Annotated in this window: 26 protein-coding genes; 16 read left to right on the forward strand and 10 right to left on the reverse strand. The window is 46.2% G+C overall.

Annotated elements, in window-relative coordinates; translation table 11 throughout:
* Positions 1-568: 568 nt before the first annotated feature.
* The 3 genes from HP567_RS11470 to HP567_RS11480 all read right to left on the reverse strand — a co-directional run bounded on the left by HP567_RS11470 (position 569) and on the right by HP567_RS11480 (position 2147).
* Positions 569-1012: a hypothetical protein gene (locus HP567_RS11470; protein ID WP_173608598.1), complete on the reverse strand. Its 444-nt coding sequence runs from the start codon at positions 1010-1012 to the stop codon at positions 569-571.
* A 227-nt stretch (positions 1013-1239) separates the two neighbouring features.
* Positions 1240-1641, reverse strand: a complete 402-nt coding sequence (locus tag HP567_RS11475) for a YkvA family protein (RefSeq protein ID WP_173608597.1) — start codon at positions 1639-1641, stop codon at positions 1240-1242.
* 122 nt (positions 1642-1763) lie between these two features.
* Positions 1764-2147, reverse strand: coding sequence for a hypothetical protein (locus HP567_RS11480; protein WP_173608596.1), 384 nt, complete (start codon positions 2145-2147; stop codon positions 1764-1766).
* 416 nt (positions 2148-2563) lie between these two features.
* Between HP567_RS11480 and HP567_RS11485 the strand changes: the two genes are divergently transcribed.
* A complete protein-coding gene (locus HP567_RS11485) occupies positions 2564-2719 on the forward strand; it encodes a hypothetical protein (RefSeq protein ID WP_229087990.1) in 156 nt (51 codons plus the stop codon).
* A 130-nt stretch (positions 2720-2849) separates the two neighbouring features.
* Here HP567_RS11485 and HP567_RS11490 read toward each other — a convergent pair whose 3' ends face one another.
* From HP567_RS11490 to HP567_RS11505, 4 genes are all read right to left on the reverse strand, one after another.
* Positions 2850-3323 (reverse strand): hypothetical protein, encoded by a 474-nt coding sequence (locus HP567_RS11490; RefSeq protein WP_173608595.1) that lies wholly within the window; start codon positions 3321-3323, stop codon positions 2850-2852.
* Positions 3324-3776: 453 nt separating this feature from the next.
* Entirely contained in the window at positions 3777-4130 is a 354-nt protein-coding gene (locus HP567_RS11495) for a VOC family protein (protein WP_173608594.1), read from the reverse strand.
* A 189-nt stretch (positions 4131-4319) separates the two neighbouring features.
* Positions 4320-4838, reverse strand: a complete 519-nt coding sequence (locus tag HP567_RS11500) for a hypothetical protein (protein ID WP_173608593.1) — start codon at positions 4836-4838, stop codon at positions 4320-4322.
* A 288-nt stretch (positions 4839-5126) separates the two neighbouring features.
* The gene (locus HP567_RS11505) at positions 5127-5648 is read right to left on the reverse strand and encodes a M23 family metallopeptidase (protein ID WP_173608592.1); all 522 of its coding nucleotides are present in this window, start codon (positions 5646-5648) and stop codon (positions 5127-5129) included.
* 385 nt (positions 5649-6033) lie between these two features.
* On the opposite strand from HP567_RS11505, the gene HP567_RS11510 reads away from it, so the two are divergent.
* Positions 6034-8214 (forward strand): glycosyl hydrolase family 18 protein, encoded by a 2181-nt coding sequence (locus tag HP567_RS11510; RefSeq protein ID WP_173608591.1) that lies wholly within the window; start codon positions 6034-6036, stop codon positions 8212-8214.
* 247 nt (positions 8215-8461) lie between these two features.
* Here HP567_RS11510 and HP567_RS11515 read toward each other — a convergent pair whose 3' ends face one another.
* Positions 8462-8704, reverse strand: coding sequence for a hypothetical protein (locus HP567_RS11515; protein ID WP_173608590.1), 243 nt, complete (start codon positions 8702-8704; stop codon positions 8462-8464).
* A gap of 327 nt (positions 8705-9031) precedes the next feature.
* On the opposite strand from HP567_RS11515, the gene HP567_RS11520 reads away from it, so the two are divergent.
* Positions 9032-10447 carry a YcdB/YcdC domain-containing protein gene (locus tag HP567_RS11520; protein WP_173608589.1) on the forward strand — a complete coding sequence of 472 codons (1416 nt, stop codon included), beginning with the start codon at positions 9032-9034 and terminating at the stop codon, positions 10445-10447.
* Positions 10448-10482: 35 nt separating this feature from the next.
* Here the strand turns inward: HP567_RS11520 and HP567_RS11525 are convergent, their stop codons facing one another.
* Positions 10483-10938 (reverse strand): hypothetical protein, encoded by a 456-nt coding sequence (locus HP567_RS11525; RefSeq protein ID WP_173608588.1) that lies wholly within the window; start codon positions 10936-10938, stop codon positions 10483-10485.
* 133 nt (positions 10939-11071) lie between these two features.
* On the opposite strand from HP567_RS11525, the gene HP567_RS11530 reads away from it, so the two are divergent.
* The 13 genes from HP567_RS11530 to HP567_RS11590 all read left to right on the forward strand — a co-directional run bounded on the left by HP567_RS11530 (position 11072) and on the right by HP567_RS11590 (position 24851).
* Entirely contained in the window at positions 11072-12277 is a 1206-nt protein-coding gene (locus HP567_RS11530; RefSeq protein WP_173608587.1) for an ROK family transcriptional regulator, read from the forward strand.
* A 151-nt stretch (positions 12278-12428) separates the two neighbouring features.
* Positions 12429-13709, forward strand: coding sequence for an ABC transporter substrate-binding protein (locus tag HP567_RS11535; protein WP_173608586.1), 1281 nt, complete (start codon positions 12429-12431; stop codon positions 13707-13709).
* A 76-nt stretch (positions 13710-13785) separates the two neighbouring features.
* Entirely contained in the window at positions 13786-14745 is a 960-nt protein-coding gene (locus tag HP567_RS11540; RefSeq protein WP_173608585.1) for a carbohydrate ABC transporter permease, read from the forward strand.
* A 30-nt stretch (positions 14746-14775) separates the two neighbouring features.
* On the forward strand, positions 14776-15618 hold the full coding sequence (locus tag HP567_RS11545; RefSeq protein WP_173608584.1) for a carbohydrate ABC transporter permease: 843 nt from the start codon (positions 14776-14778) through the stop codon (positions 15616-15618).
* 30 nt (positions 15619-15648) lie between these two features.
* A complete protein-coding gene (locus tag HP567_RS11550; protein ID WP_173608583.1) occupies positions 15649-16638 on the forward strand; it encodes a Gfo/Idh/MocA family protein in 990 nt (329 codons plus the stop codon).
* A gap of 13 nt (positions 16639-16651) precedes the next feature.
* The gene (locus HP567_RS11555) at positions 16652-17626 is read left to right on the forward strand and encodes a Gfo/Idh/MocA family protein (protein WP_173608582.1); all 975 of its coding nucleotides are present in this window, start codon (positions 16652-16654) and stop codon (positions 17624-17626) included.
* Positions 17627-17641: 15 nt separating this feature from the next.
* Positions 17642-18616: a Gfo/Idh/MocA family protein gene (locus tag HP567_RS11560; RefSeq protein ID WP_173608581.1), complete on the forward strand. Its 975-nt coding sequence runs from the start codon at positions 17642-17644 to the stop codon at positions 18614-18616.
* Positions 18617-18621: 5 nt separating this feature from the next.
* Positions 18622-19446 (forward strand): sugar phosphate isomerase/epimerase family protein, encoded by an 825-nt coding sequence (locus HP567_RS11565; protein ID WP_173608580.1) that lies wholly within the window; start codon positions 18622-18624, stop codon positions 19444-19446.
* A 27-nt stretch (positions 19447-19473) separates the two neighbouring features.
* Positions 19474-20460, forward strand: a complete 987-nt coding sequence (locus tag HP567_RS11570; protein WP_173608579.1) for an ROK family protein — start codon at positions 19474-19476, stop codon at positions 20458-20460.
* Between the two features lie 163 nt (positions 20461-20623).
* A complete protein-coding gene (locus tag HP567_RS11575) occupies positions 20624-21442 on the forward strand; it encodes a hypothetical protein (protein WP_173608578.1) in 819 nt (272 codons plus the stop codon).
* A gap of 126 nt (positions 21443-21568) precedes the next feature.
* Positions 21569-22621: a hypothetical protein gene (locus tag HP567_RS11580; protein WP_173608577.1), complete on the forward strand. Its 1053-nt coding sequence runs from the start codon at positions 21569-21571 to the stop codon at positions 22619-22621.
* A gap of 136 nt (positions 22622-22757) precedes the next feature.
* The gene (cysK, locus tag HP567_RS11585) at positions 22758-23672 is read left to right on the forward strand and encodes a cysteine synthase A (protein ID WP_173608576.1); all 915 of its coding nucleotides are present in this window, start codon (positions 22758-22760) and stop codon (positions 23670-23672) included.
* Positions 23673-23687: 15 nt separating this feature from the next.
* Positions 23688-24851 (forward strand): FAD-dependent monooxygenase, encoded by a 1164-nt coding sequence (locus HP567_RS11590; protein ID WP_173608575.1) that lies wholly within the window; start codon positions 23688-23690, stop codon positions 24849-24851.
* Between the two features lie 61 nt (positions 24852-24912).
* On the opposite strand, the gene HP567_RS11595 is transcribed toward HP567_RS11590, so the two are convergent.
* Positions 24913-26097 (reverse strand): amidohydrolase, encoded by a 1185-nt coding sequence (locus HP567_RS11595; RefSeq protein ID WP_173608574.1) that lies wholly within the window; start codon positions 26095-26097, stop codon positions 24913-24915.
* Positions 26098-26309: the final 212 nt, after the last annotated feature.

The raw sequence follows: 26309 nt of genomic DNA on the forward strand, positions 1-26309 counted from the left end.
TCAGGAACAGGCGAGGCTTGCAGTACCTCAATTTGCGTTCCGTTAGGAGCACTGGAAACCAGAGGTCAATTGTTGCAGCAGGTCTTGCAAAAAAAAGAAGCGACTATCATCCTTTTCACGAAATACCAATATATACCATTTTATCGCAAAAACAATCCTCGCAACTTTAGGGGAAATTGTCGAATAGAGTTAAGATTGACAATATCTCGAGGTGCACATGGAGGCAGTTGTGCGATTTGGCCAGATCAGAGCATTAAAAGAATAGAAAAGCACCCAATTTCTCCGAGACATGTATGGAAGGTTCCAATGCTCTGCTTCCATTCGCGGTAATTAGATTCTCGTCACGGACAGTTTGAGCCTACTTAATGTTGATCTCCTCTGTATTTTGGGGCTCCTTGCTTCTCTGCATTCGGTTATTGTATTGGAAAAAACGGACTGGACTCTTCCAGGATGGTAAGGAATGGAACCAGTTTCCCGGAGCAATTTAACGTAAGAGTAAAAGGGTGAAATAAACAATAAAATAAAAAGAGGCCTCCAGTAGGAAGCCTCTATCAATTAGCGGGATGGTTTATGGAGTGGTGACTTTAACTGATCCGCTGACTTTGCCAACGCCACTGTTGTTTACTCTAATATAGTATTCACCTGGTGGTAATACCTGGGTGCTGGTAAAGCTGAATGCACCTGTTCCTTCAAATCGTTCACTACCATAGGATGTAGCAGTACCGTCATAATGTGGTTTCATTATTTTATAAGAGACCACAGGAGTACCAGTAGCAGCACCATTACCTCGCTGAGTCACATTTAGAGTAATTTTAGTGGGTGTAGTAATGTAAATCCCTTGAAGATCTGCAAAGCTCCTGTTACTTAGTTCTGCAAAGGTACTATCAAGTAATAACGTAGCTGGAGCTACTGTATTCGATGACTGTTGGGAATTGGCGGCTAGTGTATCTGAGGGCAGAAAAAAGGATACAGAAAGTACTGTCACCAAAGCAGCTTTACCAAACCGTTTCAATTCTATCATCTCCTGTCCGCATTTTCTATTAAACATTACCAATATTTACAATTTATTACAATGTTTTTCGTTACGAAATAACTTTGCTTTCAATTGGTACGATGAACCCTAAGGAGTGACTTGAACCCAGTCCACCCAGCTCCCTTTTCTTCCCTTGGTCGGAAGGGAGAGTTTTTTTGCTCAAGCATTTAATCACAATGTGTAGGGAGGAAAGTGAAAGCCGTCAATCATGAAAAAAGCAATTTGTAGAGGTACCAACATACCCCAATTCCAAGGAGAATCCAAATGAGAATGAAAAGTACGCCAATAATCCAATTTTTCGGTTTACCTTTAGTGAGAAGCTGTTGAGCTTTTTCTCGACAATCACTAATCACTGGTTTAGGTATAAGCTTTAATGCTAGCCATATCCCTAGTGGAACTAAAATGATGTCATCCAAGTACCCCAAAATTGGGATGAAGTCAGGGATTAAATCTATCGGACTAAAGGCATATGCTACAACGAGAATTGCAAATAGTTTTGCATACCAAGAAACTCTGGAGTCCTTATATGCAAAATATAATACATATGCTTCTAATTTTAAGCTTTTGGCTTTTCTTTTTATAGTTTGAAAGAAGGTTGCTTCGGCCAACGATATCACCTCAAGAGTAATGTAACAAACGATATGGTTTCATTCAATTCAACTCCATAAAAAAAGCCTGCAGCAAGATAGGTTTCATCTTGTGCAGGTTAACAGTCGCTTAGGTGAAATTGTTAGAAAGGTCTTCTAATTACCTTAATTCTCCGTGCTCCATTGCGGATAAGCCTTTGCGCTCGTTGACGGCTGATTCTTACAAGTACTGAAATATCGGTGGAATTTTCCACGTCAAAGACTGAGAAAAACCGACCATTAGCGAACAGTACACCTTTAAATTCAACTTCCAATCCTGGGCAGGCTCGCGGTCGTGTGTTCTGAATTATAGTACGCATTACACCTGCTTTAATGAGCGCCCTCGCTTGTTGGGGCGTCGTACGAACTGCAAAAACAGGGTCAATTTCAACTCCAGGCACCTTTGCTTCTACTTCAACAATTAGGAAAAATCTGTCTCCAATCTGTGCAATGCTATTTGCCCCGATTGTAATCGGCTGTGTTGCCATGAGAGATATCACCTCCTTGTACCAAAATATGCAGGTGGTCACGAAGGGGACAAGGGCATCACTACAATTTTTCAAATTTGGTATTTGAACTAGACTCAAAAGCGGATGGGAAATAAAGGGCTAGTAGTAAATTACGATGTGCGTAAAGTTGACACTAGTGAGTTGGCAAACACCTGCTTTGTTCTCCGGCCAGAAATAGATGGCGCTGCAGTAGATATCTGGAAGTTACGACCAATGAAATCATGGGTGCATGATGCGTTTTTGGGGGAATTCACCAATGGGATAACAGCTAAGTGAAGAACGTGACACGACACATGATTTTATGGCGGGTGTTGAATGGTTTTACTCGATCCTAAAAGGATCGAGTAATCAAAAAGTCCCTGGCGGTCGGGGATGAGTGCTAACGGGTGGTATCGGTGGGGGATCAGGATGGAGTGGAGGGAGTGGTACAGGAGTTGGTGGGTGTGGATCCAGACTGTGTGGTGGCCAAGGGGCAGGTGGATGAGGGAATGCCCCCGGTGGCGGGAATTGTGGATCGGGTAAGTTACAATCTGGTGGACAATCAGATTTAGGTTTGGGATCGTCATTTGTTTGAGTCAAACTGAACTACCTCCTTTCATTGTTTTTAGTATCTAGAAATTGAAAGGGGATTATACGAATTTATCAGATGATCCTTTGGATCGATAGGAACGCTGGTTCGTATTATTTAAAATCGGGATCATGCTTTTCCAATACTCCTTTGGCTTTCAAAAGAACGAAGTACATGTATGTGATTATGGCGGGGATCAAATAGGATAAAAAGGTTCCTCCAATATTCCAACCATTAAAATATTGTACTTTGCCAAAATAATAGGCGATGGATTCTAAAATAGTTTGGGCAACAGAAAAAAATAGGATCCAGAAATATGGATGGATTCTGGTTCGGAGAATGAGATAGTAAGTAAAGCAGGCAATCACGGGGAATATGCCGAGGTTCATTGGCAGCACAGAAGCGGTCTTGACCTCTAAAACAGGTGTCAATATCCAGTAATGGTTATAAATCCCCCAGACATTCACGATGTACGACAAGACTGATGCAAATGGACCAATCGTGAGAACAATTTTAGGTGATTGTAAATACAACCAAATTCCAAAAATCCAAGGAAATACGAAGCCAAGCAAAATGTTTATTAGCATTGCTTTATTTTCTCCCAAAAACCTTTTAATGAACATTATTGCCGTAGGATACAAGACTTATGACAATGCTCAATTCGAATAATAAAGGATCGAAAAAAAGAGAATATGTATAAGCCCCGTTGGGATGGGGCCTTGAACTTAGCAATTGGATGGGAAAGAAAAGAGGTTTATTACGAAATTTAATGGAATGGTGATGATGGTGAACGTCTCATTGCTACCAGTGAAGACCCGAAGGCGAAAACCATTTGGTCCGACACTGGGCAGACAGCCCGTAAATGTATCGAATTACTACCACGTCAGTTTCTCGGCAAATTAATCGTCTTGCTTCTCTTACATGGTATAGAGGATGCAAACGGGGGAAGCTTGGCAACTGCTACGAGCCTATGGCAAATGAAAATGTGCGTTGATGCGCAAATTACGAGCAAATCGTCAGTATATTGAGGATGTTCGAACTCACTTTTGATGAGTGAGAATGTTGATAAGCTTGCCAAATGGGTCGCGGACGTAGAAACGACGAACACCCCAAGGCTCATCTGCTGGCCCATATTCAATTGGAAACCCAGCACTCTTCACCCGTTCGAGTGCGGTATCGACGTCATCGACTTCAATTGACAGATCAGGAGTAAGAGTGTGGGATCCTCCCTGTGAGGCAAAACTAATTTGAACGTTCATTTCTTCGGCAGTTCCGTAAGTTGCAATCCAACCATGATCCATCAATAAATTTAGTCCGAGCACGTCCTGATAAAAGCATGTAGCTGCGGCGATATCCTGGGTGTCTATATTGGCGACGATTCGTTTGACCTTCAACTCGTACCCTCCAAATTATTTGCGTTTTTAGTAATCCTTTGATTATCTTACATGGAATATAAGAGATTAACAAAAAGGTCAATCGATGAGATCATGACAAAATTGCCGTTGAGATACGTAAAAACGTCAACACACCTCTTAACCCATGTAAGAGGTGTGTCTATTTTCACACTTTGCTAAAATGTAAATTTATTTGTCAAGTAGGGAACCGTCGGGAAATGCATTCTTTAGAGAGTCCGCAAGTACAATAATTTTACTCCAATCAAAATTGTATTTGTTAAAAACAGATGCGCTTGTGATGCCGCGCTTAACAACTCTTCCATTTTCTTCATCTAAGAGATAGACAGTTGCACTGTTTTGGAACTTTATCAGTTGAGCATTTTCACCAATGACTTGCCCATCGGGAATACTGCTAAGAGACGAGTATTCCCTAATACCATCCCAACTATTAAACAATTTAAAGTAAACTTCGGCACTAACAATGCCTCTTTTTTTACCATCCATGACCAAATATACAGTTGCACTGTTAGTTTCTTTCACCCGAAACCCATTCAATAGATGTGGATCTATTGCTTTTGCTTGAATTGACTGATTTGACTTTGAAGATGGAGAGGTGGCAGTCGTCTTATTTGATTCAGCATACGATGGTGTAGCCAACATACTAGCTAAAAGTAATGTAGCAGATAGGCAAGACAAAGCTCGCTTCATAAAAACAACTCCTTAATTGTAATTTTTTTCCAATTCAATATGAATTTCTTTGCTATCAATTGTTTTCCTCTGGATGTATGGAGGGATTTGTTACAAAAGTGTGAATACTTAAATGCACCGACCCACAAGAAAAGGAGCAACGCTAAGAAAACTTTAGATATTAGCAACGGTGTAAATCATCTCCTATATGTGGATAGTGATCCCGGATAGGAATGCTAGTCTTAACATGATCGATATTGTGTGGAAATTAAAAAAGCCACCAATCCTTACGGAAGGTGACTGGAATCCTCATTGGTTATTTTGTGGTAAATAATCAGTAGGATTAACTAGAGTTCTTTGTTTCATAACAGAAAAATGCAGCATATCTCCTGTTTCGGACGAGCCTACTTCTGCTATTTTTTGACCTTTCTTTACGGTATCTCCGGGCTTCACAAGAAATGAACCAAAGAGAATGTGACCATAGAGAGTACTGAATTCGGAATTGTGCTTGATGATGATAGTTTCTCCATAGCCTTGATTGCTACCAGCGAAAAGAACGATACCATCATTTGCTGCAAAGATAGCTGTACCTTTAGCGGTTGCATAGTCTAATCCGTTATGACCTTTTGATTCCTTGGTTTCAGGATCAATTTGCAAGCCAAAATCAGAGGAAATGACATAAGTATCATGGATGGGGGCTTCTAACAAAAAGCTTGTCTCGTTCATTTTACTAGGCTGACTCGAATTACTTGCCTCCGCCGCGAAAGCTGTTGGTGTTAAAGTAACTGCTAAAGTTAATAGACTCAAAATAGCAATGTTTCTGATTTTCATATTTCCTCCCATTTCCTTTAAAGATAGTTTCTTTATGGAATACGAGAAATATGGAAAAACGTAACTGTAAAAAGGAATTATTTTTTAGATGGTTAGGGAGGAAAGAGACGCAGAAACGCTGAGCAGCTGCCAGTTGCTTAACATAAGAGAAAAAAGTATAAGTGTCCTTGCTTGATACAAGGGCACGAACATCTATGATGTGTAGAGCAATGTTTTTACTCATTAGAAAAGCATCAAGTCTAATCAGCCCCCCTTTTCTTCCTTTGGTCGGAAGGGAGGGTTTTTTATGTTCGTTTGTGTTTGGTCACCCTTTTATTACCATTTATGTAAATGTATTAGCATATCGTGATATAAGTCGTAATAAGATGGATTTGTAACAAAATCCATGAAGATCGAGAGGGATACTATGAAATTCGGGAAATGTGTTAGGAATGTGCTAATGGCAAGTGCTCTGCTGGTCACCTCCGTGTTGCCCATGGCGGCACAGGTGGCGCAAGCAGAGGAAAATCAAGCGGAGGCGACAGCGGTATCCAATTACAAAATTATTGGCTACTATCCCTCATGGGGAGCTTATGGACGAAACTACAATGTAACGGATATCGATCCCAATAAAGTAACGCATATTAACTACGCATTTGCGGATATTTGCTGGAATGGCAGACACGGCAACCCAGATCCAACGGGGCCCAATCCACAGACTTGGGCTTGCCAGGATGAAGTAGGCAATATTAATGCCCCGAATGGTACAGTTGTCCTCGGAGATCCATGGATTGATGTGCAAAAATCCTTTCCCGGAGATACGTGGGATCAGCCGATCCGCGGAAATCTGAATCAATTGGCAAAATTAAAGCAAAAAAACCCTCAATTAAAGACATTGATATCAATCGGGGGCTGGACGTGGTCCAATCGCTTCTCTGATGTAGCAGCAGATCCGGCTGCACGCCAAGTATTTGCTCAGTCCTCGGTAGATTTTATTCGGAAATATCAGATGGATGGGGTCGATCTCGATTGGGAGTACCCAGTTGAAGGAGGCTTGCCTGGAAACAGCAAACGTCCAGAAGATAAGCAAAATTACACACTCTTACTACAGGCTGTCAGAGACAAACTCGATGCGGCTGAGGTAACGGATGGCAAACAGTACTATTTGACGATCGCCTCTGGTGCCAGCCCTAGTTATGCAGCAAATACAGAGCTTGGAAATATTGCCCGGGTTGTGGATTGGATCAATATTATGACCTACGACTTCTATGGAGCCTTCCAAAAGCAGACAGGGCATAACGCTCCGTTGGCCTATGATCCGGCAGCAGGAGCAGCAGGTTTGCCAAATGCTCAAACCTTTAATGTCCAAACAGCTGTAGAGGGCCATCTTAGTGACGGTGTTCCTGCCAGCAAGCTCGTTCTCGGACTTCCGTTTTACGGAAGGGGCTGGTCGGGTTGCGGAACGGCTAACAATGGGGAATATCAAAATTGCACAGGGCCTTCAACAGGAACGTGGGAAGCTGGTATGCTTGACTTCACGGATATCCAAAATAATTATGTGAACAAAAATGGCTTCACACGCCACTGGAATGACGCTGCAAAAGTGCCATATCTCTTCAACCCGGCTTCGAAAACATATATCAGCTATGACGATGTGACTTCAATCGGGCACAAAACTTCTTATATTACATCCAAAGGATTGGCAGGCGCAATGTTCTGGGAATTTAGCGGGGACCGTAACAAGGTTCTGCTAGACAAAGTGAATGGCGATCTTCTGGGCGGGACAGCTCCGGTCGACAACGTACCGCCGACAGCACCAGCTACTCTCCAATCGACGGCAATAACAGCGACAAGTGTGAGCCTGACTTGGGGAGCTGCAACCGACAATGTAGGGGTTATGGGCTATGAGGTATACAATGGCAATCAGCTTGCGAAAACGGTAACCGGTACAAATACGACGATTAGCGGGCTTACACCCGGCACTACGTACCAATTCACAGTGAAGGCGAAAGATGCAGCAGGTAATTCCTCAGCAGCAAGCAATGAGGTAACGGTTACTACGGATACGACTCAACCAGACAATCAACCGCCAAGCACACCTACCAATCTAGTCATTACAGGGAAAACAAGCACGAGTATCAGCTTGAGCTGGGCTGCATCTACAGACAATATCGCGGTGACGAATTACGAGGTTTACAACGGGACAGCATTAGCTGCGGATGTAACGACTACGACGGCAACTGTCACAGGACTCACGCCTAACACCTCTTATACCTTCTCTGTGGTAGCGAAGGATGCAGCAGGTAATTCTTCACAGAAGAGCATTGAGGTCGTAGGTGTGACAGATTCTGCGAATCCGGGAACTCCTGCATGGGCGCCAAATGTAAACTACGTAGCTGGTGACTTGGTCAGCTATCAAGGCAAGGTATACGAATGTCTGCAACCACACACTTCTCTCGTAGGGTGGGAGCCACCAAATGTAGCGGCTCTCTGGCAAGTTCAACAGCAAGCGGCAGTTGAAGGAGTCGAGGGTTATGTAGATGAGCAGATGACGGAAGAAACAGAAGGAAATACAGATACCCAATAAATAGGGAAGGGGCTGTCCCTCCAGTCATGAAAATGACGGAGGAACAGCCCCTAATTGTTCGTTTGGAAATTAAGCAAAGGCTTTTAACAGTTGGAGGACTAATGGAATAAGATCTCCAATAAAAGTAAGAATCGCAATTGCCGTATTCATAGAAGCCCCTCCTTAAAATTCCAAATTCACTATTATTATATTAATGTTCATAATAGTAATCAAGAAATATTTTCCACCTATACTGAAAAAAAGTGACTCATGTGAAAAAGTCATACAATGACTTGATAAAAATAACGATTTGTAAGGCAACCAGTCCAAAAATAATGACAGCCCAGTCTCTGTTCTTTTTCCATTCCAATACGCCTTTCGAGGCACAGATAGCGACTAAGCCTACCATTGCTAATAGCTGAATGAAAGCGACACCTGTCAGTAGTGCTAGAATCCCAATGACAACAACAACCGTCACGGTCGCTTTAAACCAAAAGGGCTGCTCACTCATACTAACGCCCCATTCCTTTTTTTGTAAATTTTAACATACACACAAAAAAAGCCAAGCCATAAGGCTGTTAGAGACTTATGAAAAGCAAAGGGGGAGCATTCTGAGGAATGTATGTATATGTTACTTTTTTTTAGGAAAATGAAACAAAACAGATTCAGGTTCGAATAATGAGTGCGAGAAAACAAATATGGACAGACGAGAGGAAGAGAAATGATGAAAAAAGTTACGCACGCTGTGGTCCTCCTGATGGCTGCAAGTATTGCGATGTCATCTTCTAGTGGTGCACTGGCAAGTTAGAATACGCTGGAAAAAATAAAAGTAGAGCAAATGACTCCTGAAATAAATAATCTGGTAGAAAAAGGGGTAAAGAAAGCAGCTAGTCTCATCCCTTATTTGAAAGATTATCCTGTTAGAGAAGTAGTAGTGAAAGACACTCCTTATCTGCTCGTGAACAACTACAAGTCAAAAGAAAACAATGCAGAATTCGTTACCTTAGTGCTCGACAAAAATACTGGTGACCTGCTTGAGTTTGGCAAACACGAGCTATATAACCAAAAGAGCCAAACGCTTTACCCGATCGACAAATCGAAAGAAATAGCCGTGTCGTTTATGACAAAGTTGTACGGTGAAGACATGGCAGGATACCAGTTTGATGGGGATGGGGTTGCGAAAGTTTTCGATGGTCAAACAAATACCATTCAGTTTGTACGTATGGTCAACGGAGTTCCTTTCACAGACGACATCGTTCAGATACAAGTTGATCACGAAGGGCAAATCACAGGAAAATCCCTTGGCAAACCAATCGAAAAAATCTCCTTCGCGAAATTGGATCAGATCCTATCCAAAGAAAAAGCTGAGAAACAGCTATCCACCTATATGAAATTACGGTATTCCCTCGATAAAGACGGAAAAACATACAAGCTCCTCTATGTTCCTGCTTTTTCCGGTAAGTTGGATGCCGTGTCCGGCAAAGACAGCTTGAATATGCCTTATCATAGCAAAGTGAATGTGAAACCAAAGGGTGCCAGCCAGCCCGTAGCACAATCCCGTGAAGAAGCACAAGCGTATTTGACTCAGCGTACGGGTTATGATTTTGCAAAAGGGAATGTCTTTTTTGAAGATTTAACTGGTGAAAAACCCGTGATTATCCAATATTTCTGGAAAACAAGGAAATGGGAGGGCCGTACTAATTATTCGTGGAGAACAGACGACGGATGGATTGGGAGCATGCTAATCGAACCGAAGACAGGGTCAATTGTGAGCTATCATGTCATCGATACAAGTGTGTCAAAGACCGCTACCAAAAAATTGACGCAAGAGCAGGCTTTGCAATTGGCCATAAATGAATTAGCAGAGATCACTCCAGCTGGTACAGGCGAGTTGCTGCTACTTCAGCCCGGAGAATATGATGAAAGTACAAATCAATACGACTTCTTTTTTGTGAGGCAAGAGCAAGAGATTCCTGTTGAGGATGGGCTGACGCATATCTCGATCAACGGCAGCAACGGGAAAGTCATGGGGATCGATCTCAATGAAAAGGTCGATGGAGTTATGGCTGATCCGAAGAAGGCAATCTCCCAAGAAGAAGCGGCAGCCGCATTGCTCAAGAAATATCCATTGCAGCTACAGTATAGCTTGCAAGAGGAAGGCAAAGCTTCTCTCGTTTATACGATACCTAGGCTATTCGATGCAAAAATAGATGCGTTGACGGGTGAGTTTTATACGTACGGGTCCACAGAATAAGGAAGAAAGCAAGAAGAACCTCCCTTTCCAACGAATTAAGGGAGGTTCGTTTCTTTATAGGTATTGGCAATCTCCACAAGCCTGGCTATCACATCTTCCTCATAATAAAAATGGTACGTTAGTTCATAGTGGGTGGCGCCGTTTTTCCAGATGAGAGTGGCTAATGGGCCGTTGTAACCGAACTTGGCTGTTCCATTCTTTAGTGAAATGGTGCTCGTTTCTTCGTAGCCTCCTATAAAATCTCCAGAACTATTGGAATCCAAGGTGAGATAGGCGCCTAAAGCGATATGCTCTTCTGGAACATAGGTTAGCGTTAATACCTCGTCCTGCCGCGTCAATCCTAAATTTTCGAAGCGATGCAACGTTTTTTGCGAAAAGGAGTAGGCATGAATAGGTGAAGCGGATAGGACTGGAGTAGCCGAAGCTTCAGAAGAATCGTAGCTTTTGGAGAACAGCAAGTACAGGGAGAAAAAGCTGATCAGGGATATCATTCGGTCACCTCATACAAGTTTTGGTAAATAAAAGTTGATCGAAATCTGAGAAAAAACGAAATTGACACAAAATACAAATTTCAGTATGATCACTTTATAAAGTCATTGGAAAAATAAAGGATGAACGAATACGATGCGCAGAACTGGAGATTTGAAACTAATCCAAGAGCTCAATCGCTTTATTATACTCGATACCATACGCCAGTTTGGGCCCATCTCGCGAAGTGATATCGCCAAAAAGCAGGGCATTAGTCCAACTACAGTCACCTCGGCAGTCAATGAGCTGATCCGTGACGGCATGGTTGCAGAAGATGGAACAGGTGAGTCAAAGGGTGGCCGTAAGCCGATTATGGTTCGCTTCTGTCCAGACGGGAAGTTTTTGATTGGCGTATCTATTACGAATACAGCGATTACGATAGCCGAAATGAATTTGGAAGCGGCTACAAAGCAAAAGAAAATTTATCCCGTAAAAGCTGGGCTGGTGAGTGACCTGATCATCCAGTATGTACTGGATTCGATCCAGGACTTTCTCCAATCGGTGGATGATGTCAGCCGTTGTCTGGGCATTTCCATCATCGCACCAGGGATTGTTGATGCAGCTAGTGGGGTTATCCGCTTCAATTCCAAGTTGCGCTTGCATGATGTTCCGTTAAAGGACATGGCAGAAGACCGTTTTGGGCTAAAGACGTGGCTCGACAACGATGCCAATGCAATTGCCCTGGCGGAAAAAAACTTCGGTGGTGGACTAAATGCCGATAATCTTCTGTTTGTTACCGTAGGAGAAGGGGTTGGTTCGGGACTCGTTGTAAACGGTTCCATCTTCCGTGGAAGCCGAGGTGGAGCAGGCGAATTCGGGCATACGACAGTCGATCGAAGTGGGATGCGCTGTGACTGCGGCAACGTCGGCTGTTTGGAAAACTACGTGGCGTGGCCGGCCATTTATTCAGGCTTGCTGTCCGCTGTTACACGGGGAAAAGAAACGCTCGTCATGGATTTGGCTGAGGGAGATATGACAAGAATCACATTTGATGTCTTCCGCCAAGCACTGCATCAAGGGGATCAAGTATGCCAAGACATCGTCGACGAAATCGCTTCGTATTTATCGATCGGCATTGTGAATTTGGTGAATTTGTTCAATCCGAGCCTGATCATTCTGGGTGGAGAAATGATCCGGGACAACCAAGTATTGTTTGAGCGCATCCAAAAACAAGTGATGGCCCAAGCGATGGGGACGATGGTCGAAGGACTGGAATTCCGTCCAACTGTGTTGGGGGCTGATTTCGAGGTCAAGGCTGCTGCTGCTGTTTTGTTACAAGATGTTTTTCACTTCAGCTTGTAACATCTTTTTATATACTTTATTTGGTCATTGGAAAAAGAAAGTTTCACCATCAAAAATCGTTGAAAGGGGGCGAGTCGAAAAGGGAAGCGTGTTGCGTTTGGCCATATTTTGGGGGTAAAAGAGGAGAACGTAAATCGAGGAGGGATTTCTGATGAAGAAGTTGGTATCGATTGCAATGGCTGCTCTCTTGGTAGCAGTGGCAGGATGTTCAGGTGGCGGGCAGAGCTCCGCACCAGCTGGAACAACTGACAGTGCTGCTTCAGGCGAAAAGGTAACGCTCACATATGCGCTGTGGGACAAAAACCAGATGCCTGCGATGGAGGAAATGGCGAAAAAGTTTAACGAAAAGAACCCGAACGTTGACATCAAGATCGAGCTAACGCCGAACAAGCAATACTGGACAAAGATGGAGGCAGCCGCAACGGGTGGCACCTTGCCGGACATTTTTTGGATTAATGGTCCACGTATCATTAAATACGCAGATAATGACATGCTCTTGCCGATTACTGATCAAATCAAGGCAGATGGCATCGATCTGAACAATTATCCGAAAGCTCTCGTTGATCTCTACACCTATGATGGACAAAACTACGCGCTACCGAAAGATTTCGACACCATTGGCCTTTGGTACAACAAGAAGCTATTTGACGACGCAAAAGTACCGTATCCAGACGAAACCTGGGATTGGAACAAGCTAAAGGAAGTAGCAAAGCAACTGACTGATGAGAAAAAAGGCGTTTGGGGAATTGCAGCACCTCCTTATGGACAGGACGGCTTCTATAACACGATCTATCAAAATGGTGGCTATATCATTTCGGAAGACAAGAAAACGTCCGGCTATGACAAATCTGAAACGATTGAAGGCCTCAAGTTTTGGACAGACCTGATCAACGAAAAAGCATCGCCAACAGCAGCGCAATTGTCCGAAACAGAGGCAACACAGCTGTTTGAATCAGGCAAGATCGCGATGATGTACAACGGATCATGGATGGCATCCGCTTTTCATAAAAATGAGTATACAAAGGACAAAGTGGACGTGACGTATCTTCCAAAAGGAAAAGAGAACACAAGCGTCATTCATGGCTTGGGCAACGTGATTTCGGCTAATACCAAACATCCGAAGGAAGCATGGGAATTCGTAAAATTCTTGGGCTCGAAAGAAGCGGCAGAAATCCTGGCCAAATCGGGTGCTGCGATTCCGGCATTTAACGGAACACAGGATACTTGGGTACAATCCATGCCGAACTTTCAACTGAAAATTTTTATTGATCAGGCAGCAATGGCGAAACCATATCCGATCTCAAAGGACACAGCAAAATGGGCCAAGCTGGAAACAGAGCTCATGACGAAGGCTTGGGCTGGACAAATGAGCGTAGAGGATGCATCCAAAGAGCTGGCGCAAAAAATGAACGAAATGCTTAGCCAAGAATAAAAGGTCCACGATGGATGGCTTCGCATCATGGACGAGGCGAGGCCATCCTTTTTCGAAAAGCTTCTGTAAGGAGGGAATGAATGCGATGAGCAGCCAGTTGCAGCCTGAAATGCACGCCGCCGTCCAGCCAAAAACGAAAAAATCGTTGAATCGCATGAAGAGAAGTGATTGGTTCTGGGCGTATCTCATGATTGCTCCCACACTGATCGGGTTGGGTGTTTTCTACTTATGGCCGATTGTACAAACCATTTATTTGAGCTTTACCAAATGGGGAGGATTCGGAAAGTACAAGTGGGCTGGCTTACATAATTACGAGTTGTTGTTAAAGGACCCTTACTTGTGGATTGCACTGAAAAACACGCTGATTTATACAGTAATCGCAGTTCCAGTGGGTATCGCTATCTCCATTTTTATCGCTGTGCTGCTTAATCAGAAAATTAAGGGGATTACGATTTATCGCACCCTGTACTTCCTGCCCGTTGTGACGATGGCGGCAGCGGTGGCGATGGTGTGGAGATGGTTGTACAACGCTGATTACGGTCTGATCAATTATTTACTGAGCATGATAGGCATTGAGGGACCACGCTGGATATCTGATCCCGCCATTGCACTGTATGCGGTGATTATCGTTGCCGTTTGGAGCTCCATCGGATACAACATGGTGATTTTTCTGGCCGGACTGCAAGGCATCCCGAGAAGCTATTACGAAGCGGCAGAAATTGATGGCGCGGGACCAGTTCGTATGTTTTTTAAGATTACGTTGCCGCTGTTGACTCCTTCGATCTTTTTCGTCAGTATCACTTCCTTGATTGGGGCTTTTCAAGTATTTGACCTGATTTATTTGATGCTCGGAAGCAAAATGGGCAATCCGGCAACAGAGCAAACACAGACGATGGCGTACTTGTTCTTTACCAATGGATTTGAATCAGGGAACGGTGGCTATGCGGCCGCAGTTGCCGTCGTGCTTCTGGTGATGATTCTGATCGTCACTGCTATTCAAATGAAGTTGCAGAAAAAATGGGTTCACTATGATTAAACAAAGCTGAACAGACGGGAGGGATATGGAATGAGTGTTTATACGAGTCGGAATAAAACAACCAAGAAATTGTTGATTCATCTGCTGTTGATTGCAGGTGCTCTCGTGATGATTGCGCCATTCGTCTGGATGGTTCTCACTTCGCTCAAGTCACTCGGCGAATCTACACAGGTGCCGCCGGTCATTTTGCCGACCAAGTACCAATGGGAAAATTACACCCATATTTTTGAGATGCTGCCGTTCTTGGACTTTTATTGGAATACGGTGATTACAACAGTAGCCAAGGTAGTCGGACAAGTATTCCTTTGCTCGCTTGCAGCTTACGCATTCGCGCGAATTGAATTTCCAGGGCGAAACGCCTTGTTCATCCTGTTCTTGACCGTCTTGATGGTGCCAGGTCAGGTGTTTCTGCTCCCGCAATTTATGATCATGAAAGAGCTTGGCTGGCTGAATACGTTGACAGCATTGATTGTACCGGGATTGTTCAGTGCATTTGGTACGTTTCTTCTGCGCCAATTTTTCATGTCGCTGCCAAAAGAACTGGAAGAAGCGGCGAAGCTCGATGGTTGCAACCATTTTCAGATTTATTGGAGAATTATGCTGCCGCTGGCGAAGCCCGGCTTGATCGCACTCGCCATTTTCGTAGCATTGTGGTCTTGGAATGACCTGATGTGGCCGTTGATTGTCAACAGCACGCCGGATAAAATGCCGCTCTCCGCTGGTTTGGCGTACTTGACGGGCGAGCACACCAATTTGACGAACTACCCGATTTTGATGGCGGGCTCCGTTCTTGCCATTTGGCCGATGATCATCGTCTTTATTTTCATGCAGAAGCATTTTGTCGAGGGAATTACCCTAACTGGGTCCAAATAGTCATTTTTTGAAAAAAGGAGTGAAACCATTATGCATCATGTTCTGGTAATCGGAGCAGGAACCATGGGGACTGTTCACGCGAAATCGTATGCTGCCATGGAAAACGTCAAGCTGGTTGGGATCGTCGATATCCGCAGCGAGAGAGGAAAAGAGCTGGCAGCCGAGACAAAAACGGAATGGTTTGAGAGCTATGAAGAGGCACTAGAAAAACTGGCGCAGGTAGATATCGTAGACGTGTGTTTGCCTACGTATCTCCATAAAACCTATGTGAAAAAGGCTGCGGATGCAGGCAAGCATGTCATTTGCGAAAAGCCGTTGGCACGTGATAAGGAAGAGGCTCGTTTTATCGTTGATTATTGCCGGGAGAAAAACGTCAAGCTGTTCGTCGGTCACGTCCTGCGCTTCTTCCCGGAGTATGAAAAGTCCCGTCAGCTGGTTAATGACGGCGCGATTGGCAACGTTGGTGTGGCACGTACGTTCCGTGGCGGTATCTTCCCGACAGCGTGGAACGATTGGTACGCCGACTACAAAAACAGTGGCAGTCTTGTTTTAGATATGATCATTCACGATTTTGACTTTTTGCGCTGGTGCTTCGGGGATGTGGAGCGTGTGTACGCGAAAGGCTTGCTTGGTCGAGGTTTTGCCCGGATGGATTACGCACTTGTCACGCTTCGCTTCAAGAACGGCATGATTGCACATGTGGAAGGCTCGTGGGCACATGAAGGCTTCGCGATGAAAATGGAGCTGGCAGGCAAGGAAGGCATCATTGCCTACGACAGCTCGAAGGAAAAACCGCTAGTGGCGGTTAATCGCTCGAAGCAAGCAGGCATGAGCGGAGTCGCAGTTCCGGAGAGTCCGTTGCGTGAAAACCCGTATTTCAGAGAACTGAAGCATTTCATCGAATGCATCGACCGTGATCTGGAGCCACTCGTGACGGCAGAAGACGCCGTTAAAGCGGTAGAAATCGCTCGTGCTGCGCTTGTGTCAATCGAAACGGGCAAACCCGTAACTTTGGTGTAGGAGGGGACTGGACATGAAACTCGGAATCATCAGTGTTGCACATATGCATGCATACAGCTATGCAAATGCGGTTGCGAAATTAGATGGAGTTCAATTGGTCGGGGTAGCAGATGAGGATGAAGTGCGTGGAAAGGCGGCGGCTGAGAAGTTTGGCGTTCCGTTTTTCGCTGATTATCATGAGTTGCTCGCAACGGATATCGATGCGGTCATCGTCACTTCGGAAAACGCCAAGCACCAAGAGCATACGTTAGCGGCAGCGAAGGCAGGCAAGCACATCCTGTGCGAAAAACCGCTGGCGACAACAGCCGAGGCTGCTCAAGAGATGATCGACTTTTGCCGCGAACAGGGTGTCATTTTGCAGACGGCATTCCCAGTGCGATTCCATCCGGCTGTTGTTCGTGCAAAGCAATTGGTGGAGCAAGGCAAGGTCGGACGTATCATGGCGATCCGGGGTACGAACCGTGGACAAAATCCGGGTGGTTGGTTCGTCGATCCGGAAAAATCGGGCGGAGGAGCAGTGATCGATCACACGGTTCACGTTGTTGATTTGATGCGCTGGTTCATGGACTCTGAAGTGCGTGAGGTTTATGCCGAGATAGACAGCAAGTTTTCCGATACGCCGATTGATGATTGCGGCATTTTGACCATGGAATTTGAGAATGGGGTATTTGCCACACTCGATTGCAGCTGGTCTCGGAACAAGGCCTTCCCAACTTGGGGAGATGTGACAATGGAAATTATCGGGACAGAAGGAACGATTTCACTCGATGCTTTTTCTCAAAAGCTGGATGTCTATTCCAATGAAAAAGGTTTGAAGTGGGTCAACTGGGGCGATGACATGGACAGTCAATTGGTCAAGGATTTCGTCACCAGCGTGCGTGAAAAGAAAGCGCCGTCGATTACGGGTGAAGACGGCTTGCGAGCTGTGGAAGTAACACTCGCCGCTTATCAATCCGCTGAACAGAAGCAACCAGTCGTATTACGGTAGGACGGTGAGGAACGCATGAGTGTACGTGTAGGAATGATCGGCGTAGGTGGAATCGGACAGCATCATCTAAAAGGCTTGTTGACGGACGAGAGGGTAAAGGTCGTTGCAGTGTGCGACGTGAACCAAGAGGCGGCTGCAGAGACTGCTGAGCGCATTGGTGCGCATGGCTACACCTCTTGGCGTGAGCTGGTAGAGGCAGAAAAGCTGGATGCTTTGTTTGTATGCGTCCCACCTTTTGCGCATGAAGAGATTGAGGAAACAGCGGCGGCGAAAGGGATTCATCTGTTTGTGGAAAAGCCAATTGGGCTGGACATAGAGAAAGTGAACGAAAAGCAAGCAGCGATTGAAAAGGCAGGGATTATCACCGCGACTGGCTATTGCCTACGCTATCTCGATATCGTGCAGGAAGCGAAAGCGTACTTGGAAGGCAAGACGATTGCTCTTGTCCGCGGTCATTATTTGACCAAGTTCGTCACGACACCTTGGTGGAGGGAAATGGGCAAGTCAGGTGGACAGCTTGTCGAGCAGGCGACACATACGCTGGACATGATGCGGTATTTGGCTGGAGATATCGAGAAGGTCTATGCGCAGATGGCCTTGCTCGTCTCGCGCGACATACCAAACATCGATATTCCAGACGTGACTTCCATCAGTATGGTGTTTCAGTCAGGCACGCTAGGACATTTGGATACGTGCTTCATCCAACTGGATCACCGTACCAATGTAGAAATTTTGGGCAAAGATTTCCGTGTCATGATTGACGGAAAGCAATTAGCGATCATGGATGAGCAGGGAACACGTACAAAAGCGAGCGCAGTGGATATGTACGTGGAGCAAGATCAGGCGTTTATCACAGCGATTTTGACAGGGGATCGCAGCTTGATTCTGTCGCCGTATGAATCAGCGAGAAAGACGCTAGAAGTAACGTTGGCAGCGAATCAATCGGCACAAGAAGGAAAGCCGGTCACCATTTTGAGAAAAGGGGAGTGAGGCGAATGGCTTTTCAAAAGGGAATCAATGCTTGGTGCTTCCCAAAGGAAACGAGCGTACAAGAAATGTTTCGCCAGGCGAAAGCACATGGCTATCAAGGGATAGAATTGAATTTGGACGAGGGAGAGGCTCCCTTTCATTTAGAGATGACAGAGCAGGAATTAAAGGGGCTGGCAGACGAGGCTCGTGAGCTCGGATTGGAGCTGCCAAGCGTCTCTACGGCCCTTTTATGGAAATATCCGTTGACACACAATGAGGAAACGATTCGCGAGCAAGGTATTCGTGTTGTCGAGAAAATGATAGAGGCGGCAAGCATTTTTGGCTCACGGACCGTCCTCGTGGTCCCAGGTCTCGTAACAGCTGAGGTGTCGTACGATTCGGCCTACGAGCGGGCGCGTGAAGCATTGCAGCGCTTGGCGAAAAAGGCGGAGCAGCATCAGGTATACATCGGGATAGAAAACGTGTGGAACAAATTTTTGCTCAGTCCGCTGGAGATGGCCCGCTTGATCGATGAAGTAGACAGTCCTTGGGTAGGCGCTTACTTTGACGTAGGCAACGTGCTGCAATTCGGTTTTCCTGAGCAATGGATTCGCATTTTGGGCAAGAGAATCCAAGCAATTCACGTCAAAGATTTCAAGACGACGACAGGCAACATCACAGGTTTCGTCCCACTGCTCGCTGGCGATATTCCATGGAACCGCGTGGTGGAAGCATTGCGTGAAATCGGGTACGACGGCTACATCATCCCGGAAATCTCACCTTACAGCCAGTTCCCTGAGCAATTGATCTCGCATACGTCTCAAGCGTTGGAAGCCATTTTTCAATCGTGAATGGACAACAAGGATGTGAAGCGGAAGATGAATCAAGACAAACCATATGCCATCGGGATTGATCTGGGTGGTACAAAGATCATGGCCGCGATCGTCGACCAGCATGGCAACATCCTCAGTCAGGCGAACGCAGCGACCCCAACAGAAGAGGCAGCACAGGCAGTCATCTGCCGTATCGGTGATTTGGTGCAGACGGTACTAGACGAGAGTGGCATCAATCTCTCACGCATTCGCGGGATCGGGATTGCAACTGCCGGAATTATTGATACGCAGCGTCAAATGGTCATTTTTGCGAGCAATCTAAACTGGAGCGATGTGCCGATCGGCGCGATGCTTCAGGAGCGGTTTGGCGTAACCGTGCAATTGATCAATGATGCCAATGCAGCAGCGGTAGCAGAATGGGCGTTTGGAAGTGCACGAGGCACGAAAGACTTGATCTATGTAACGGTCAGTACGGGTGTTGGCGCTGGCATTATTAGTGGAGGACGGCTGGTTACAGGTGTTGGCGATAGTGCCGGGGAGTTCGGGCATATTTCGCTTGATCCAGAAGGACCGCTCTGCGCGTGCGGGAATAGAGGGTGCCTGGAAAATTACACGTCTGGGCTGGCTTTGGCAAGTAGAGCCAGGGAACAGCTTCTACAGGGTGTTACAAGTTCGTTGCTTGTTGAAAATGGGAATGACCTGAGCAGGATAACGGCTAGAGAGGTCGGAGAGGCAGCGGTACGAGGTGACTTGCTCAGCATGACCTTGATGAAGGAAGCAGGCTATTATCTAGGGGTCGGACTGACGAATCTGATCCATCTGTTCAATCCGCAGGTGATTGTCATTGGTGGCGGTGTGATGAAGAACGGACAGCTATTGCTTGCAGAAGCGAAGAACGTCATTCGCGAGCGCTCTATCTCTCGGATGGCAAATCAGGCGAGCATCCAGTTGACTACAATTGGAGCGGAAGCAGGCGTGCTCGGTGCTGCAGGCATGTATTATCCGTCCGAGCGTGAAATGGTTGAAGTATAACGGAATGATAGTACGAGAAGCCGATGTTTGGTAGACATCGGCTTTTTTCTGTTCCCTGTGCAGTGCGAGTCATAGGAGCCTAGACCTAGATTCTATCTATTGGTAAAATATTGATTGGAAAAATCTTCACATATCATGATAGAGAGACAGACGGAGGGGTACCATGGCAGAGGCCAAAACAGCAAAAGCAGCGAAGAAGCCCGGATTTTTCAAAGAACTCCTTACTTTTTTATTGGTAATTGCCATCATCCTCGGAATTGCTAGCGGTGCTATTTTCTATTTATCTGGGAAAAACCTTGATGATCTGCTAGGATCGAGACCCGTAGCAAAAAAGGAAACGAATCAGCCTGCACCCGTAAATCCAGTGTCTACAGGTCAGGAAGCGGGCACAAATCAGCAGTCAAATGCTGTAGCTGTATCGTCGGAGGGGAAAAGTACAACGGACGTGGCGATGCCGGCAGCTTATCCGGTTGAAACGGTAGGCCAACAAAATAATGTCGTAGGACAAGTAGCACAACCAGCAATTCCTACCCAAAAGGGATCGCTCAAGGGTACGATTACTTGGCAGTATAACGATTTTGTTGGGACGAAGCCGGATGTGAATGCAAGGATTCTACTCATTTCCAAAGGTTATGATAAGAATACGCTCACTGATGATGAAGAGAGTATATTTGCAATAGGTACAGTACCAAAAAAAAACGTGGGATTATTTGCTGCAAAAGCAAATGGATATGGAAATTACGAGGTTGGTAACTTACCGGCTGGAGAATATCACATCTTGGTCGTATCAGCACAAACCACTCGCAATATTAATGAGCCTATTGATGAATATTTCACAAGTATATTGAAACCTTACATCAGAAATTGGGATTCATTTGTAAGGATTAGTCTATTACATTTAAAATATGAACTCTCCACGATTACAATCGAAGAAGGTCAAACACTCGATTTCAGTCACGATTTTGGTAATACGTTCTATTAATCTTGTTTTGGCCTTTAGACTCATAGGGTTTTCCCCCGCGATTCATGTATCATAAAACTATGGCACGTTTTGGCAGGAAAACAGGTCAAACGTAATAGAATTTGTGGGTAAAGGGGTCGCAGCAGCATGAAGGGAAAAAACAAAAGCATCATGATCGTAATGGCTCTGGTCATCGTCGCATTGCTGGGATACGCGGGCTATCGTTTCCTTGGTCCTGTGACACTGGCGGAAGGGTATTTGTACGAAGACGATACACGCATGCTATACACGAGTGTCACGGTAAATAACGAGAAAGTAAACGTAGAAATAGCAGATTCCATCGTCGAAACGGAAGACAGCATCCCCTTTCTGAAAACCGAGTCGATCTTGCTGGAGGGAACGCTGGATGGGGAACAGCTAACACTCAAAAATCCGGCAACTGGTCAGGATATCATCGGCACAGTGAACGGTGACGAGCTCCAATTTAACGGCCTGCTTATGGAAGAAAATAAGGAACAGACGAGTCTTGTTGCCACAAACAAAAGCGCGTACGAAAGCAAATTGGCGTCATTAACCAAGCGCATCAACGAGGAAGCGGAAGTAAAAAAGAAGGAAGTAGCAGAACAAAGAGCCAAAGAAAAAGAGCGTGTCGATTTCGCCAAAAAAGTAGAACAGACAGGAAAGCTGGAAGCTGATCTGATTGAAACGGCAAAGTATTTGGACGAGCTGCAATTTACGGATGAAGCGCAGTTTTCAAACGATCAAATAGCGGAGCTACAAAGACTGTTGGAAGAGATTCGTACCTATTCGACGCAGCCAGGCTTGAGCAAGATGGAATTCGAGGTCATGCAAGGAACGCTGGGCAGTATGAAGGTGTTGGTCGATGGGATGAACACGATGGATGGCTCGATCCAGGATAAAAACAAAAACATGCAGGAAATGATCGCCATCATGGAGACCGACATGAAGGACATCCAAACGATTTGGGCGGAAATCAAAGCGAGCGTACCGGATGCCGAGAAACGGGAAAAAGCAGTCCTCGCGGCTATCAAGACGGCGACTGATTCAATCGCGCAGGCGAAGCAGCGCCAAGGCTCGGTAGACAAAAGCGGACAAGCAAAAGTGAAAGAAACCGCGAACGGTCTGTATCAACAAGCGGTGAATGTACTGAATCAGACAAAAGCAAAGTATGGTTTTTAGACAGGAATAAGGCTCTCCTTCGAGAGCTTTTTCTCATTTAAGCACCCTTATCGTTTTCAGGTCGGAAAAATTGTATTATTCTTATAGTATTACTAAGGGATAATGACATGAAGGCATATTTTCCAGGAGGAATACGATGAGCGTCTACCAGAACATTACCGAATTGATTGGAAACACGCCGATTGTTCAACTGAGGCGCATGGTTCCTGAAGGAGCAGCGGAAGTTTTTGTGAAGCTGGAGAAATTCAATCCGTCCGGGAGTGTGAAGGACCGCGCTGCCTACAATCTGATTTTGACGGCTGAGCAAGCGGGGCTGATCCAACCGGGGGATACGATCATAGAGCCGACGAGCGGAAATACTGGGATCGGCTTGGCGATGAATGCCGCAGCAAAAGGCTATCGCGCGATTTTGGTCATGCCTGACAATATGTCGAAGGAACGGATCAATCTATTGAAAGCGTATGGGGCAGAGGTTGTCTTGACTCCGAGCGAGCTGAGGATGCCAGGGGCGATTGCCAAAGCGCAAGAGCTGCAAAAAGAGATTCCGCGCAGCTTTATTCCCCAGCAATTCGAAAATCAGGCGAACCCTGACATTCATCGAATGACGACAGCTAAGGAAATTTTTGCGCAAATGAATGGTCGACTGGATGCTTTTGTCGCCACAGCTGGGACGGGAGGAACGATTACCGGAACAGGCGAAGCGTTGCGCGAAAAGCTCCCGGAGCTGTATATCGCTGTCGTCGAACCAAAAGGCTCCCCGGTTCTGTCTGGCGGCAAGCCTGGTCCACATAAACTGGTCGGCACGAGCCCTGGTTTTGTTCCACAAATCCTCAATACAAGCATTTATAATGAAATTATTCAAATCGCGGACGAAGACGCCCTACAAAGCATGAGGCAGCTGGCAGCCCTGGAAGGGATTCTCGTCGGCCCTTCATCGGGTGCCTCGGTCTTTGCTGCCATCACGATTGCCAAAAGGTTGGGAGTGGGTAAGCGGGTCGTGTGTATTGCGCCTGACACAGGGGAGCGGTATTTGAGTATGAATCTTTTCTAATGAGGAGAAAAGGCGATGAGCAACGAAAAACACGCGCTGATCATCGGGGCAGGTTTGAGCGGACTCGCATCAGCGCTTGCCTTGAAGCAAAAGAGTTGGCAAGTGACGCTTTATGAGCAGGCAAAAGAGCATAAAGGCATCGGTGCTGGAATCGTGTTGGCTGCCAATGCCATGAAGGCATTGGATAAGCTGGGGGTTGGACAGGAAGTACGCGAGCTGGGAGCAGCTGTCCGCTCAGCACGGATTCGCGACTGGAAGGGAAATTTGTTGGTTGAGCTGCCTGTCGCGGAACAAGCAGAACGGTACGGGGCTGACAGCTACTTGATTCATCGGGCTGATCTACAGCAGGCACTTTTTGCAAAAATCTCGACGCATGAATTGGTTTTAGGCAAGCAGTTCGTCTCTTTTTCTCAAGAAAAGGAAAGGGTTCATGCCGCTTTTGCAGATGGGTCACGTACACATGCGACGATTCTGATCGGAGCGGACGGGATTCACTCCCGTGTACGGAAGAGCTTGTTCGGGGAAGAGTCGATGAGATACTCCGGGTATACGGCGATTCGCGGGATTGCTACTTATCAAGACCCTCGTTATCCATTGGAATCAGGAGGAGGCTTTGAAGCATGGGGCAAGGGAATTCGTTTCGGATTTTCCCATATTGGCAACAATCGAATACATTGGTTTGCCGCCATCAATGCACCTGAGGGAGAAAAAGATGGGCCATCGGGCCGGAAGCAAGAGACGTTGCGCCGACTGGACGGCTGGTATGAGCCAGTACGTGCAGTGATTGAGGCGACAGAGGATGCAGCCATCTTGCGGCATGATATTTACGACCGTACACCACTCAGGAGATGGGGTGAGGGCCGGGTTACATTAGTGGGCGATGCGGCACATCCGATGCTGCCGAATCTGGGGCAAGGGGCGGGGCAGGGAATGGAAGATGCGCTTGTGCTAGCCAGATGCTTGGCAGATGACCACACGGACTCGGCTCGCGCTTTGCGCATGTATGAAGAGATACGGAAGAAGCGGGCGAATGCGATTGTGAAAGGTTCCCGCTTGATGGGGGCTGTCACCCAATGGGAAAATCCGCTGGCCATCGCGGCTCGTCATTTCCTGCTAAAAACGATCCCTGCCCGTATCCAGAGTCGAAGACTGGACTGGATAGTTGGACATGAGGTGTGAATACGGCGGACAAAAATGAAAGGCAAGGAGCATGAGGCCCTTGCCTTTAGACTTTTTTCGCTTATTGCTGGCGTGCCTGATAGGCAAGCAACGCTGCAATGAACAACTGACCAGTTTGAATCATGGAGCGCTCATCGACATCGAATTTGGGATGATGATGCGGATACGTCGCCGAAATCTCCGGGTTGCGTCCACCAACCATGAAGAAGGTAGCGGGGCGCTCTTGGGCAAAGTAAGCAAAATCCTCTCCGCCCATGCCAGGTGGGATTTTCAATACTCGCTCCTCACCAAAAATGCGTTTGGCTTCTGCTGTAAGCAGCGGAGTCTCTGTCTCATCGTTCCAAGTAGCTGGGTAGCCGCGTTGGTACATGATTTCGCAAGTAGCGCCGACAGCCTGGCAGCTGGCTTCCACGATACGTTTAAGAGATTGCTCGACCGCGCCCCTCACTTCCTCGTCATATGTGCGAACAGTCCCCTTGAGCCTCACTTGATCAGGAATGACGTTGAACGCTTCGCCCCCGCCTACGAAGGAGCAAACAGACAGAACGACTTGTTTCAGCGGATCTACCTGCCGGCTGGCAATCTGCTGCAAATTCATAACAACCTGACTGCCCAATACGATTGGATCAACGGAGGTATGAGGATAAGCACCGTGTCCGCCTTTTCCGTACAAGACGATCTCAAAGCTGTCTGCTGCTGCTGTAATGTAGCCATCTCCGATCCCGACAGTGCCTACGGGGAGCTCGGAGGCAACGTGCGCGCCATACACGACATCAACACCTTCGAGGCAACCCGCCTCCACCATGGCTTTGGCGCCACCGGGTGGCAGCTCTTCCGCGAACTGATGCAGGAATACCACATTTCCTGGGAGCTCGTCACGGAACTCGCTCAACACTTGTGCGACTCCCAAAAGTCCGGAGGTATGTATATCGTGACCGCACGCGTGCATGACTCCTGGAATGCGGGACTTATACGGTACTTCTTTTTCATCTTGAATGGGCAAGGCATCGAAGTCAGCGCGCAACGCAACTGTTTTTCCTGGCTTTCCACCCCGCAAGAGACCGACAACACCCATGCCGCCAACACCGGTTTGTACTTCTATACCAAAAGAAGCCAGCTTGTCTGCTACTTTCTTCGCTGTGTTTTCCTCCTGAAAGGAAAGCTCGGGATACATATGCAAATCACGTCTGAATGTAACAAGCTCTGGATAAATCTCCTGTAGCCGGGCAAACAGTTTTTCTTCCATCGAACCCACTCCTTTTTCCTAGGGAAAGAGATTGGTATTTCGTATTCGTCTTATTATAAAAATATTCCGAATCATAATTCAATGTATGATTTCGAGAACTATAATGAAGCGAAATTCATATTATGTAGACATTTCCAGTAGAAATCTCTAAAATATTAGAGAGACATGTTCAAAAAGTCGTGTTTTTAGTATAACTGCGTAATCAAAAGACG

The organism is Brevibacillus sp. M2.1A (genome assembly GCF_013284355.2).
Classification (GTDB): domain Bacteria; phylum Bacillota; class Bacilli; order Brevibacillales; family Brevibacillaceae; genus Brevibacillus.